Source organism: Megasphaera sp. UBA4233, from assembly GCF_002395615.1.
Taxonomy (GTDB): Bacteria; Bacillota; Negativicutes; order Veillonellales; family Megasphaeraceae; genus Megasphaera; species Megasphaera hexanoica.
In genome coordinates this window covers 65988-79336 of sequence record NZ_DGXL01000006.1, presented here as the reverse complement: position 1 = coordinate 79336, position 13349 = coordinate 65988, and the positions used below count along the sequence as shown (strand labels likewise).

10 protein-coding genes are annotated in these 13349 nt (G+C 48.8%); 3 read left to right on the top strand and 7 right to left on the bottom strand.

Annotation, left to right across the window (positions count from 1 at the left end):
* Positions 1-36 precede the first annotated feature (36 nt).
* The 3 genes from B2U90_RS01115 to B2U90_RS01105 all read left to right on the top strand — a co-directional run bounded on the left by B2U90_RS01115 (position 37) and on the right by B2U90_RS01105 (position 3088).
* Positions 37-834, top strand: coding sequence for a dipeptide/oligopeptide/nickel ABC transporter ATP-binding protein (locus tag B2U90_RS01115; RefSeq protein WP_292016879.1), 798 nt, complete (start codon positions 37-39; stop codon positions 832-834).
* Positions 819-1562: an ABC transporter ATP-binding protein gene (locus tag B2U90_RS01110; RefSeq protein WP_292016878.1), complete on the top strand. Its 744-nt coding sequence runs from the start codon at positions 819-821 to the stop codon at positions 1560-1562. Before B2U90_RS01115 ends, B2U90_RS01110 begins: the two co-directional genes overlap by 16 nt.
* A 152-nt stretch (positions 1563-1714) precedes the next feature.
* Positions 1715-3088: an MATE family efflux transporter gene (locus tag B2U90_RS01105; protein WP_292016877.1), complete on the top strand. Its 1374-nt coding sequence runs from the start codon at positions 1715-1717 to the stop codon at positions 3086-3088.
* 95 nt (positions 3089-3183) lie between these two features.
* Here the strand turns inward: B2U90_RS01105 and B2U90_RS01100 are convergent, their stop codons facing one another.
* The 7 genes from B2U90_RS01100 to B2U90_RS01070 all read right to left on the bottom strand — a co-directional run bounded on the left by B2U90_RS01100 (position 3184) and on the right by B2U90_RS01070 (position 13276).
* A complete protein-coding gene (locus tag B2U90_RS01100) occupies positions 3184-4359 on the bottom strand; it encodes an ABC transporter substrate-binding protein (protein WP_292016876.1) in 1176 nt (391 codons plus the stop codon).
* 15 nt (positions 4360-4374) lie between these two features.
* The gene (locus tag B2U90_RS01095; RefSeq protein WP_292016875.1) at positions 4375-5133 is read right to left on the bottom strand and encodes an ABC transporter ATP-binding protein; all 759 of its coding nucleotides are present in this window, start codon (positions 5131-5133) and stop codon (positions 4375-4377) included.
* Between the two features lies 1 nt (position 5134).
* Positions 5135-6160, bottom strand: a complete 1026-nt coding sequence (locus tag B2U90_RS01090; RefSeq protein ID WP_292016874.1) for a FecCD family ABC transporter permease — start codon at positions 6158-6160, stop codon at positions 5135-5137.
* 173 nt (positions 6161-6333) lie between these two features.
* Positions 6334-7278: a glycosyltransferase family 2 protein gene (locus B2U90_RS01085; protein ID WP_292016873.1), complete on the bottom strand. Its 945-nt coding sequence runs from the start codon at positions 7276-7278 to the stop codon at positions 6334-6336.
* 181 nt (positions 7279-7459) lie between these two features.
* Positions 7460-10543 (bottom strand): efflux RND transporter permease subunit, encoded by a 3084-nt coding sequence (locus B2U90_RS01080; RefSeq protein WP_292016872.1) that lies wholly within the window; start codon positions 10541-10543, stop codon positions 7460-7462.
* A gap of 15 nt (positions 10544-10558) precedes the next feature.
* Positions 10559-11800, bottom strand: a complete 1242-nt coding sequence (locus B2U90_RS01075) for an efflux RND transporter periplasmic adaptor subunit (RefSeq protein ID WP_292016871.1) — start codon at positions 11798-11800, stop codon at positions 10559-10561.
* A gap of 138 nt (positions 11801-11938) precedes the next feature.
* Entirely contained in the window at positions 11939-13276 is a 1338-nt protein-coding gene (locus B2U90_RS01070; RefSeq protein WP_292016870.1) for a replication-associated recombination protein A, read from the bottom strand.
* Positions 13277-13349 lie beyond the last annotated feature (73 nt).

Below are 13349 nucleotides of genomic sequence, written 5' to 3'. Positions count from 1 at the left end.
CCAACGTATTAAACCCGTACAGAAAAGGATGATAGTATGACAGAGGCACAGCCGTCATTGCTCACAGTAAAAGAGATATCCATTGCTATAGGGGATAGTCCCATCGTAAAACAGGTCAGCTTTTCTCTCCATCAGGGAGAAATCCTGGTCATCGTCGGCGAATCCGGCAGCGGGAAGACGACTATTCTCAAAGCCTGTGCCGGGATGCTGCCCGATACAATACGCATCACAAATGGCAGTATTGCCTTTGAAGGCCGGCCTCTGGTCCGGAAAGATGACTGGCTTCCTCTGCGTGGACGGGACATGAATTACGTATTCCAGGATTCGCTGTCTTCTTTCTGTCCGGTCCGCTCCATTTATGATCAATTATGGGACGCAGCCCGTACAGCCGGAATGAACCGGAATGAATTCGACAAAACAGCGGCTGACCGGGCCGCCGTCCTGGATCTGCCGAAAGGAAGCCTCTCTTCGTACCCGCAGGAGTTATCCGGCGGCATGGTGCAGCGAGCAGGGCTTCTGTTTCCTCTCATAATTCCTCCCAGACTGGTATTTGCCGATGAACCGACTTCGGCCGTAGACAGCGTAACCCAGAAAAAGATGGCCGATGCCCTGCTGCGCCTGCGCCGTCATCATCAGACGGCTATTATCCTCGTTACCCACGATATCCGGCTGGCCGCGTATATGGCAGATACATTGCTGATCCTGCGCCAGGGCCATGTAGAAGAATACGGGCCGGCAAAGCCCATCATTGCCCATCCCGGCGCCGCCTATACAGAACGTCTTCTTACCCTTGCCGGTATGAGAAAGGAGTCTGTTCCATGCTCCTTGAAATAAACCATCTCGTAAAAACATATGAACGGGGAGGCATCCCTTTCCGGGCCGTCGATGATGTTTCCTTTCAACTGGACGAAAAAGAAATCATGGCTATTGTCGGAGAAAGCGGTTCCGGCAAAAGCACGCTGGGCCGGCTCATCTGCCAGTTTATCCAGCCTGACAGCGGACAAATCCGCTTCGATGGCCGCGATATTACGCATCTTCCGTCCCGCCATCAAAAAGAGCTGTACAAAAAACTGCAAATGGTTTTCCAAAACCCTGTACGCTCCTTTCATCCCCGCTTTACACTTGGGAAAAGCATCCGGGCCGGCCTGCACAATTATCATATCCCGTTCCATGACGAAGATATGGACCAGTTATTGCAGGAAGTCCATCTGACACCGGCTCACCTCGACCGCTATCCTCATCAGGTCAGCGGCGGGGAATGCCAGCGTGCAGCCGTGCTCCGTGCGTTGTGTATGCGCCCGAAGCTGCTGATCTGTGATGAAGCCACCAGTGCATTGGATGTCAGCATCCGTGGCGAAATAGCCAGTCTTATAAAGTCATCCTGCCAGCGTCATCACATCGCCTGCCTGTTCATTACCCACGATTTGTACCTGGCCCGCCGTTTATGCAATACGATGCTGGTCATGAACCGGGGTACTATCGTGGAACGTGGGGAAACGGAAGCCATATTTTCTCATCCCCATGCTGATTATACAAAGTCATTACTGGATTCTATGCTTTGAACCTGGGCACAGGATCCATGAATGAATATACTACACACCTGTCATAAGGACGGCACCTGCCTGGATTACTCCTCTCACTCATCCGGACAGTCTGCCGTTCTTATGCTATATACAGCACCTGTCTTTCCGCATTATCAGAAACCGAGGTCGATATGTTCCTTTCTTTGTCCCGCAACCGTTCTGACGATTTATTGCATAGCTCATGCAGCCGCGCTCTTATCAGTTATTCCCTTCCACTGCTTGGATCCAGCCTGATCCAGCTATTATATGACACTGTCGATTTGATTTATATCGGTCAGTTTCTTGGTACCACCGCAGCTGCTGCCATTGGTACCTGTGCCCTTTTCATCGCCTGCCTGATTGGCTTTTTCAGCGGTCTTTCCATCGGCGCCTCTATTCTCACAGCCCGGTATTATGGACAACATAATACAACCGCTATTATAAGGCTTGTCTATTCAGCAATAGGGATTTCACTGATCAGCGGACTTTTTTTATCCATTCTTGGCTATATAACTGCGCCTTTCTTCATCCTGCATCTGAATACACCCCCGTCTATTGCCCCTCTGGCCATTTCCTATCTGCAAGTTTATTTATGCAGTGCTGTCTGGATTTTACTCTATAATATCTGTTCTGGTATTATCCGGGCGACGGGAGACTCCCGCAGCCCGCTTTACTTCCAGTTTATCGGAGGCGTAATAAACGTAGTGGCCGATGCACTCTGTATTTGCGTATGGGAACTGGGAATCAGCGGGGCTGCCTGGGCTACCTTCCTTTCCCAGGGCGCAGCCGGATGCCTATGTCTGTATTATCTGTGGAAGCAGATTCTCCATGACAACACGACCGGTTCCAGCCCCCGATGGGACTCTCACGCCATGTACGCCATATTCCGTCTGGGTATCCCTGCAGGGTTGCAATCCGTAGTGATGACGGCTTCCAACATCTTCATCCAGTATCATATAAACAGTCTGGGGACATCAGCCATGGCCGCATTTACTGCATATTTTAAGTTGGAATTACTCCTGTATTTCCCCATCATCGCCTTAGGCCAGGCCGTCCTCATATTTACTGGCCAGAATCTTGGAGCGAACCTTCCATCGAGAGCCCGGAAGGGAATGCGTACCAGTCTGTTCCTGGGAATCATGGTAACCGAATTCATAGCAGCATTCGTACTTTATCTGGGCACTTATGCCTTTTATCCGTTTACTACAGATATCTATGTAATATCCGACTGCCTGAGAATAGTCGTCATCACACTGCCGTTTTATGGGCTGTATGTCATACTGGAAGTATACGGAGCAGTATTACGCAGCATAGGCTGTGTCCTTACACCCATGACAGTCATCCTTATTAATTTTTGCATGCTCCGGATGGCGTGTCTCCTTCTCTTCTTCCCATCTCGTCCGGAAATCACGACGCTGGCTGCCATTTATCCTTTTACATGGTTCACAGCTGCTTTATCTATGTATCTGTGCTATCGATGGAAATATAAAGCATCTCTATCTGCCCGCACCTATCTTTCACCATAAAAGCCATACACAAAGTTCCGGATGCACCAAAACCGGCCATTCTGTAAAAGAATGGCCGGCATTTTTTTCTTTTGCATGGCTAGGCAAAGTGCATCCTATTTTTCTAACTTAATCATAAATGTACCTGTATATGTAAGTTCTGGCAGGAATGTCGCGTAGAAATCATTCATGTTCTTCTGCGGATCCATGTCTGCAAACGCTTCCGGATACAGGATTTTCGCAATATACTGTGTAAATGTATAATCTGCCATCGTCCGCAAGCTTCCATGGTCTACGCCATATACTTCGCCATCCTGAACAGCTTTTAAATGTTGCCACTCCGGAATGGATGCAAATCCGCGAAGACGTTTCTGGGCCGTTTTTTCATCGACAGTAAATCCCATGCGCATCTGGTCATTTTTAGTATCTTTCGCCCATATACTGCCGCCAATAATAATGACATCCGGATTTTCCGATGTTACAAATTCCTTGTCCAATGCGCCATAAGTTGTTTTCATATTGCCAGAAATGTTATCACCGCCGACACGATGAATAATCGCTCCCCAAAGGAAGTTGTTATTATAGCTGTTGCCATATTCCCTTGTTCCCTTATTGCCGATTTCCATGTATACTTTTTTATGTTTCTGGCTGTCCGGCAGGGCATCTACACGCCGGTACACCTCTTCTACGGCATTTTTATATGTATCGATCTGCTTTTGTGCTACTTCTTCTCTTCCTAATAATTTACCAAGTATCTCTGTGCTTTTTACATGATTTTCCAGTGTTTCCGAATGATAATCCAATACGACTACCCTGATACCGGCTTTTTCAAAATTTTCTATGGCCTGATTATTTTCAGCAAACTGGCTCTTATCTATAATCAGCACATCAGGTTTCAAAGACAAGATTTTTTCTGCATTGAGAACATTGTCATGATATCCGCCAATACTGGGGATACTATCAGACTCTCCCGTCTTCAGGCGGGGAAACGCTTTGGTGAACACCTGATATTCGCCATAACGGACATCCTGCCAGCCGTCGGCTGTGACACCTACTACCTTATCCAGGCTGGGAGCGCCGCCTACCAGCAGGAAATTGGTGATATAGTCACCTACCACAAATTTTTCCGGCATTTTATCCAGCGACACATTCCTGTTTTCAAGATCGGTAAATGTCATGACGGCTGCAGCAGACGTATCTTTTTTCTCCGTACTGCATCCTGAAAGAATGCTCCCGGCCATTATCATACAAACAAGTACCACCAACGTATACATCCATCTTTTTACAAACACAACGATTCCTCCTTTTTATAAGGGCTTCAAGGGTGTGACCATGATAAACCCGTGCTGATTATGGCTTATTTCTACAGACACCTGATATACCGACTCCAGAAGCTCCGGATGCAGTACTTTCTCTGGTTCTGCCAGCATTTTTACTCTGGACTGTTCCAACAGCAATAATTGATCACCATAGCGTGCCGCCAGCATCAGGTCATGCACGACAAACAAGGTGATAATGCCGGCTTCTCTTGTATAGGAGGCCGCCAGATCCATTACTATCAGCTGATGGCGTAAATCCAGTGCACTGGTAGGTTCGTCCATGAGCAGTACTTTAGGTTCTGATACCATTGCCTGTGCCATAAATACCAATTGTTTCTGCCCGCCACTCAGGTTGCATATAGGGACTTCCGCTAAATCATGGATTCCCAGTTTCCTCAAAATCTGATCTACTTTTCTTTCCTGTTGTTCCGTAACGCGCCAGTTCAGTTCCTTTACGAGACCGAGCAGGACGATTTCATAAACAGTAAGCCGGGATTCCACACTTTCAAGCTGTGGCAGATACGATATATCCCGGGAAGAATAGTTCTGTCCGGAATCATCAAAAAGGCGGATACTGCCACTGCTGTGTACCATTCTGGCCAGTGCTTTCAGCAATGTTGTTTTTCCCGCCCCGTTGCAACCAATGACAGAAATCATCTGACTGCCTGTAAATGACGCATTGATATCTTCCAAGATGTTATCTTTATTATATGAAACGGTAAGGTGATCTATTTCAAGATGCAGCATCTTATTTTCTCCTGTTTTTAATTAGGAGGAACCCCAGGAAGGGGACTCCGACAATCGATGTAATGATACCAACAGGTAGCATGGCTCCTACAGAAAGCAGTTTGGATATAATAGATGAAATCAGTATCAATAAACTGCCCGTAACGCCCGACATGGGAAGTAAATACCTCTGGTCCTCACCCAGCATCAGCCGTGCACAATGAGGAGCGACTAATCCGACAAAGGCAACCGTACCGATAAAGCCCACCGCTGCTGCAATCAGAAAAGAACAGATGATGAATGTGTACAGCCGCAGTTTTTGTACGTTAATGCCCAGACTGACAGCCCGTTCTTCCCCTATAGTGAGAATCGTCAGTTTCCAGGCCCACCGGGCAAGGAAAAAGAAACTGACGACCGTTACGACGGCAACGACAATGACACTCGTCCAGGTAGAGCGGGCCAGATTACCAAAGGTCCAGCTGGAAATAATCTGTGCCACTTCTGCCGAAGCCCGGTATTGCAGGTACTGTTGTAATGCAGAAAAGAAAAAATTAGTAATAATCCCGGCAAATACCAGCGTATCGGCAGTCATTCCTCTCAGACGCCCGAGGAAAAAAATGCCCATAGACGCAATCATTGCAAAAATCAGCGCCAGCAGCGTAGTCCCAATCCACAAATAGCCTGCAATGGTAAATCCGATAGTAATTGCCGTAGCAGCACCAAAACTGGCACTCGCCGTGATGCCCAGGGTATATGGACTGGCCAGCGGATTATGAGTCGTCGTCTGTACCTGAAGACCGGCGATTCCTAATGCCAGCCCGACAAAAATACAAGTCAGGGTCATGGGAAGTCGTATATTCCAGACAATCATAGAATGAAGTGTATGGCCGTCAGGTCCTGCCAGCAGGGCTTCTCCCATAGAAGCGAGAGGAATGGAGGAGGCACCTGTATTTAAATCTATAGCAGCAGACAGTATCATCGCCAGACAAATACCTGCACTAAGATACAATCGCCGGCTGTTGATATCATGATATACATGAGATTCCATAAGAAGTTTTTCCTGCCTTTCAAGGAGTATAGGACTAGTATATCAGTATCCCATACATTCTCAATCCCCCACAGGGGATACATTTTTATAAAAAAAGAGTACAGCTTCTGCAGTTAATTATGCCAAACTGCAGGAGCTGTACTCACTTTTGATAACGGATTCTACGGGAAATATCATTTTGTAAGAGACCGGTCCGGTTCTGTTTCCTTTGAATCATGCGCCAGCCAGTACAATGGCCTCTGTTTTGTTTCTTCAAAAATGCGGCCGATATATTCCCCCAATATTCCCAGAGCCATGAGGTTGACACTGCCAAAGATTGCCAGGAGAATCACCGTCGTTGACCAGCCTGGCACGGTAATGCCCGCAATATGGCAGTAACAAACATAGACAATCAGTATAACCCCGGCAAAAGCCCCCAGGAATCCCAGATAAAAGGTCATGCGAAGCGGTACTGTCGAATTGGTAATGATGCCATCCATCGCCAGATGGAGCATTTTCCGCAGGGAAAATTTCGAGGTCCCCGCATGTCTGGCCGGTGCCTTGAACGATAGTGTCGTCTGCCGGAATCCCAGTCCTCCTACAATGCCACGGATGAAACGGCTGTGTTCACGGAACTTTTGGAAGATAGAAAGGGCTTTCCGGTCCATGAGGCGGAAATCAGAGCCTCCGGGAACGACGGGCGTCGCAGATATGGCGTTCATGAGTTTATAATAGGCTGCCGACGTAATCCGTTTAAAAAGGCTGGCGTTTTCCGTCGTTTCCCGCACAGTCTGGACGATATCATATCCTTCCTGCCAGCGGGCTATCAGTTCTGGAATCAGAGCCGGTGGATGCTGCATGTCTCCGTCCATCGTGATGATGGCATCTCCTCTGGAAAGGTCCATCCCGCAGGTAAGGGCAATCTGATGACCGAAATTCCGTGCCAGCGAAACAGCCCGGACGTGAGGGTCGGCAGCTGCCAGCCGGTTGATTTCCCTTTCAGTCCCATCGCGGGATCCATCGTTGACATATATCAGTTCATAATCCATTCCCACTTGGTTCATGACGGCCGTGACGGCATCATAAAAGCAGTTTATATTTTCTTCTTCATTGTACACGGGAGTAATGATCGATATCATAGAATCACCTTTCATCATTTCTGGAAGGGAAGATACTCACAAGCGGAGTATTCCATCAGCGTATGCCCCTAGTATACGGATATTTCTTTAAGAAAATATAAACTGCATTGTAAAAAAACTTTATTTTTGCCAAATTTCCAGCTGCACACGGATAGTCCCTGTATTATCTGCCGCATCCCGCTTACTTTGCCGGCATTTTTTTGCCCGGCCGGTGATTTTCGATAAAAAGAAACAGAATCGGAATAATCACAAGGGTAAATACGGTCGATGTAATCAGTCCGCCAATGACGACAACGGCCATGCTGGACCGGGTTTCTGAGCCGGCTGACATGGATAATGCCGTCGGCAGCATCCCTACAATCATCGTAAGGGTCGTCATGAAAATAGGACGGAGCCGGACCCGTCCGGCTTCGATGACGGCGCTGCGTACATCCATATGCTGCTCATGAATCAACGTCAGGGTGTAATCCAGGAGCAGCGTCCCGTTTTTTGCCACCATGCCGTCCATGACCAGAATGCCAATCAATGAATAAAGATTGAGCGTATTATTCGTGAGGAACAGAAGGAACACAGAACCAATCAGGCCCAGAGGGAGAGAAAACATGCGGATAAACGGTGTTTTGATGGATTCATAGAGAATCGCCAGAATCATGAATATCAGGATGAGCGATAATCCCAGGGCTTCGCCCAGACTCCTGAATGCCGTCGTCATCTGATCTGCCTGTCCGGTAAACCGGTAGGTGATGCCCTGCAAGTCCATCGTCTGCAAATGGGCCGTTATGTCCTGAATGATATCGCTGAGCGGTCTGCCCTGCGGCACGGCTCCCAGGGTAATACTCCGCTCTTTGTCCGTACGGCGGATCGTGACCGGCCCTGTAGCCGATACAATCTGCGCCACGTCACTAACAAAGATGATATGACCATTGGCATTGAGCGGGATTCGTCTGAGATCGGATACGCCGAAAGAATCGGCGCCTTTCAGCCGCACGTAAATATCTGTATCGTTATTATCGTTTTTAGCATCGTTTGGCAATACTCCCGCTTTCTGCCCACTGATAGCATTGGAGAAATTTTTATTGAGATCATCCAGTGATGCTCCGTACTGTTTTAATTTCACCCGGTCCACCACAAGCCGGTATTCAGGCATACCATCTTCATACGAACTGCTGACCCCGTTGAGGCCGGCAATATCCGTCTGCATCCATGTTTCGATTTCTTTCGATTTCTGGAGCAGCCGTTCATTATCCTTGCCACGGAGTTCCAGCCGGAGATTCCCGGATCCGCCGCCATAGCCGCCGGATGTACCGGCTACGGAAGCCTGGTCTTCCCGGACCCGTACCGTACCATCCCACACATGGGCTGCGGCGAATTTACGTACCTCATTGGTCACATCCCAGATAGACCGGGAACGGTTGCGTCGGTCGTCCAGCGTCACTTTGATAGTCGCTTCATTCTGCCGCTTTCCTCCTACCATAGCCGTGTAATAAGTGACTTCCGGTACAGTCTTCAGATAATCTTCTATCTGCCGGGCGACGCCATTTGTTCTATCCAGGCTGGCATTTGCCGGCAGCTGGATGGATACGCGGAACCCGCTTTCATCCGTCTGCGGCATAAATTCCGACCCCACGGTACCGCTGACCAGGAGTCCCAGTGCCACTGCAAACAAAAACAGGATGGGCAGGACCAGTTTCCGCGGATGATCAATACTCCATGTAAGTATCTTCGTATATTCCTGGCGGGCCCGTTCCTCCATGCGGTCCATAAATTGCCACAAAGGCCGCTTCTTTACTTCTGCCCCTTTTTTAAACAGCCGGGATGCCAGCATAGGAGTCAGGGTGAAGGAAACAAAGAGGGAAAACAAGGTAGCAAATACGATAGTCAGGCCGAATTGTTTGAAGTACTGTCCTACCATATCCGTCATAAAAGCGATAGGCAGAAAAACGACTACATCGCACAGCGTAATGGCAATGGCGGCCATGCCGATTTCCATACGGCCGTTGAGGGCTGCCGTCTCCGGCGGCTCTCCGTTTCTGATATGGCGGTGTATATTTTCCAGAATAACGATGGAGTCATCTACGAGGATGCCAATGCAAAGGGTCATCCCCATGAGAGACATCATATTAAAGGTAAAACCGGCCATATACATGGCAAAGAACGTAGAAATAAGAGACGTCGGTATGGCTACCATAACGGCCAGGGAAGACCGCCAGCCCCGCAGGAAAAAGAACAGGACCAGGCCGGTCGTACAGAGTCCTTCAATGAGTGTCTGCAATGTGTTATTCAGGGAATTGCGGATATAAGACGCTGATTCACTGGTTACAGTAAAGGTATATTCCGGATTGTCCTGCCTCAGCGTTTCCAATTTTTTATTGACATTATCTACTGTCGATACGACGTTGGCATCACTGTTTTTATATACTTCCATGACAATGGCGTCTTCACCATTTACACGGGCATAGCGGCTGACCCGCTGATCCTGCCGCTTAATGGAAGCGACGGCTGTCAGTGGGATCCGGGCGCCTTTGGCATTGGTGATTTCAATCTGCGATAATTCAGCCTCATTGGCATACTGCGCCTTCACCCGGACGTCCGTCGCTGTGCCGGATGAATAGACCGTCCCGGACGGCATGAGCAGATTTTCTGACTTTAACGCAGAAATCACTTCTGCCAGGGTCATGTCAAAATGAACCAGCTTGTTTTTGTCGATTTCAACGGCGATTTCTTTATCCCGTCCGCCATTGAGATTGATTTCCGATACACCGTCCGCCTGCTGGAGTACATCCTGAAAATCATTATATGCCTTGGTATATATGTCATCCAGTGGCCGGGACGACTGCACGGCAATATACATGACAGGAGTGGCATTGATATCCCGCTTAATGACGACCGGCTCTTCAATTCCTGTCGGGAAACTACCCCGTATGGCATTGATTTTCTTCGTCGCATCAATGGCCGCCGCATCAGCATTGGCAGAAAAATCCAGTTCCAGTGTAATCCGCGCCTGCCCGTATGAAGCCTGGGAAGTCATGTGTTTGAGATTGGCAACGGAAGACAGGGCATTTTCCACCGGCTTGACAACCTGCTGTTCCACCGAGTCCGCATTGGCCCCCGGATAGGCGATGGAAACGGTTACATAGGGCGTATTCAGCGCCGGCAGTAATTCTACGCCGATTTTATAAAAACTGAACAGGCCGAGAACGACAAAAAATGCTACAATCATGGCAATACCGATGGGCCGCTGTATAGAAAATTTAGTCAGATTCATGGGTAACACCTCATATTAATCAACTGTAACGGCAGTACCATCTTTCAGACGTGCCAGATTAGTCGTCGCAATGACGTCTCCTTCGGAAAGTCCGTCTGTCACTTCTATATAGGAATCATTCATCAGTCCCGTCTGAACCGTGCGGATTTCAACGGTCTGGTCCGGTCTGATAACGTATGCACGGGACGTCCCGTTTTGTACATCCAGAGCTTCCTTGGGGACAAACAATGTATCTTTCCTCTGCAACACACTTATATTCATTTCAGCCAGCATCCCTCCACGGAGCAGGGCGTCAGGATTTTGCAGCGTAATACGTATGGCATAAGTCTTATCGGCATCATTCATAGCCGGACTGACATACGTAACGATTCCATCGTACGTCTTTGCCAACGAATCAATGGACACCGTAACAGGAGTTCCCATCTGCATAAAGGCGACATCTTCTTCTGATAGGGCACAATCGACATACATGCCACTCGTATCGGTGATGGTCAGCACTTTCGTATTGGCCGGTACAATCGTACCTGCTTCTGCATTCCGGTACGTTATGACACCCCTACGTGGGGCGCGCAGCGTCATGTCATCGATCTGCTGTGACAGGCTGTGTACGGCATAATCGGCTTTATCCTGTGCCGCATATTTTCCGGCAATACTGGCCGGGACAGATCCTACATTCTGGGAATTGAGATTGTCCAATACGGCCTGGGCATCGATAAAGGCCTGATATATCGTGTCCAGCTCGCGCTGGGATACAGCGCCTTCATCGCGCAGGACCTGATACCGGTTATAATTGATTTTGGCCATATCATAATCGACTTCGGCTTTTTTCAGATCGGCATAAAACTGGGATTCTGCCGCCCGTGAATCAGCCATCGCCTGCAACAGTGCCGCCTGTCCCTGCTGCAGGGAAAGAGTCGCATCGACGACGTCCTGCAGCAGCAGTACCTGGCCGGGCTCTACCGTATCACCCAGATTCACCCTGACTGCCGCTATTTTGCCAGCATATTTCGTCGTGATATCCACCTGGGATACAGGTACGGTCTTCCCCGACAGGGATATGGTACGATTCATGTCCTGCCTGGCCAATGTATACGACGCCACGGGAATCGGTCCGCTGCTTCCTTTTTCTTTTGTTATTTTCTGTGAATGGCTGACGCCGTATATGATGATGCAGGCTAATAGCAGGACCATTCCCATAGCCGTCAATTTATATGCACTGCCGTGAGGTCCTCGGAATGGATTGCAATAACGGTTCATTATATATCTCCTAATTTATTCTGAGTCTGGCAGGTCCGGATTATCGGAGCCATACCGGGCGGAATTGTGTTTTTAGTATAGAAGCCAAATGTAAACTATATGTAAACGAAATCAAAAAAAAAGTTAAAAGATATTCTTTCATTCCTGCTTTTCCCCCTGCCTGTGCGCTTTCTTCCATTGTTTGATGCGCTGCAGGCGGGTAGAAAATTCCGCTTCCTCTCCCTTTTGTCCCGGCCGGTAGTATTCCCTTCCTGCCAGTGTATCGGGAAGGCACTGCATGTCCGTCAGCTTTTCTTTTGTTTCATGGGCATACTGATATCCCTTCCCATATCCCAGGTCTTTCATAAGCTTCGTTACCCCGTTTCGTATCACCAGAGGCACCGGTTCGGATAATGTCCGCAGTGCATCATGACGAGCCTGGCCATAGGCCGTATACAGCGCATTGGATTTGGGAGCCAGTGACATGTACACGACGGCTTCGGTCAGATGAACCGTACATTCCGGCATGCCGATAAAGTGACAGGCCTGATATGCAGCGATGGCAATAGTCAGCGCCCGCGGGTCTGCCAGACCGATATCTTCACTGGCAAAACGTGTGACCCGGCGGGCCACATATAGTGGATCCTCGCCGGCTTCCAGCATGCGGGCCAGCCAGTAAACAGCCGCATCGGGATCGGAATTCCGCATAGACTTATGCAGCGCCGAAATGATATTATAATGCTCTTCCCCATTCTTATCATATAGAAGAGATTTCTGTGACGTACACTGCTCCAGTATATCGGGGCTCACTACCAGCGTACCGTCCTCCTTGCATTCACTATTCAGGACAACCATTTCCAGTGTCGATAAGGCCGTACGGGCATCCCCGTTGGCAAAGACGGCAATCCGCGTCAATACGTCTTCACCTACAGATACGCGTTCCCTTCCCAATCCGCGGGGACTCTGGACAGCCCGCCGGAGGAGCTGTACCAGATCATCCGTTGTCAACGCTTTCAGGACAAATACCTTGCACCGTGAAAGGAGAGCGCTGTTGATTTCAAAAGAGGGGTTTTCCGTCGTCGCCCCAATCAGGATAATACTTCCTTTTTCTACAAAAGGAAGGAACGCATCCTGCTGTGCCTTATTAAAACGGTGGATTTCATCGACAAAAACGATGGTCCGTTGTCCGTACATCCTGTTTTTCTCCGCTTCTTCCATGACTTTGCGGATTTCCCGTATCCCGCTGGTAACGGCAGAAAAATCAATAAATACCGACTTGGTATGGTGAGCTATGATCCGTGCCAGCGTCGTTTTGCCTACACCGGGCGGTCCCCAGAAAATCATAGAAGAAATACAATCTTTTTCAATCAGATTATACAGTACCTTCCCCTTTCCTATGAGGTGCTGCTGACCGACAAATTCATCCAGAGTTTCCGGCCGCATGCGGCTGGCCAGCGGTTGCGGCACATCCTGTGAAAAAAGCGATTCTTCACGCATTTCGTTTCCTCCTCCAACGCAAGATATACGTCTGGAATTTCTGTTAACAATATGGTACGCTTATAGTAGCATT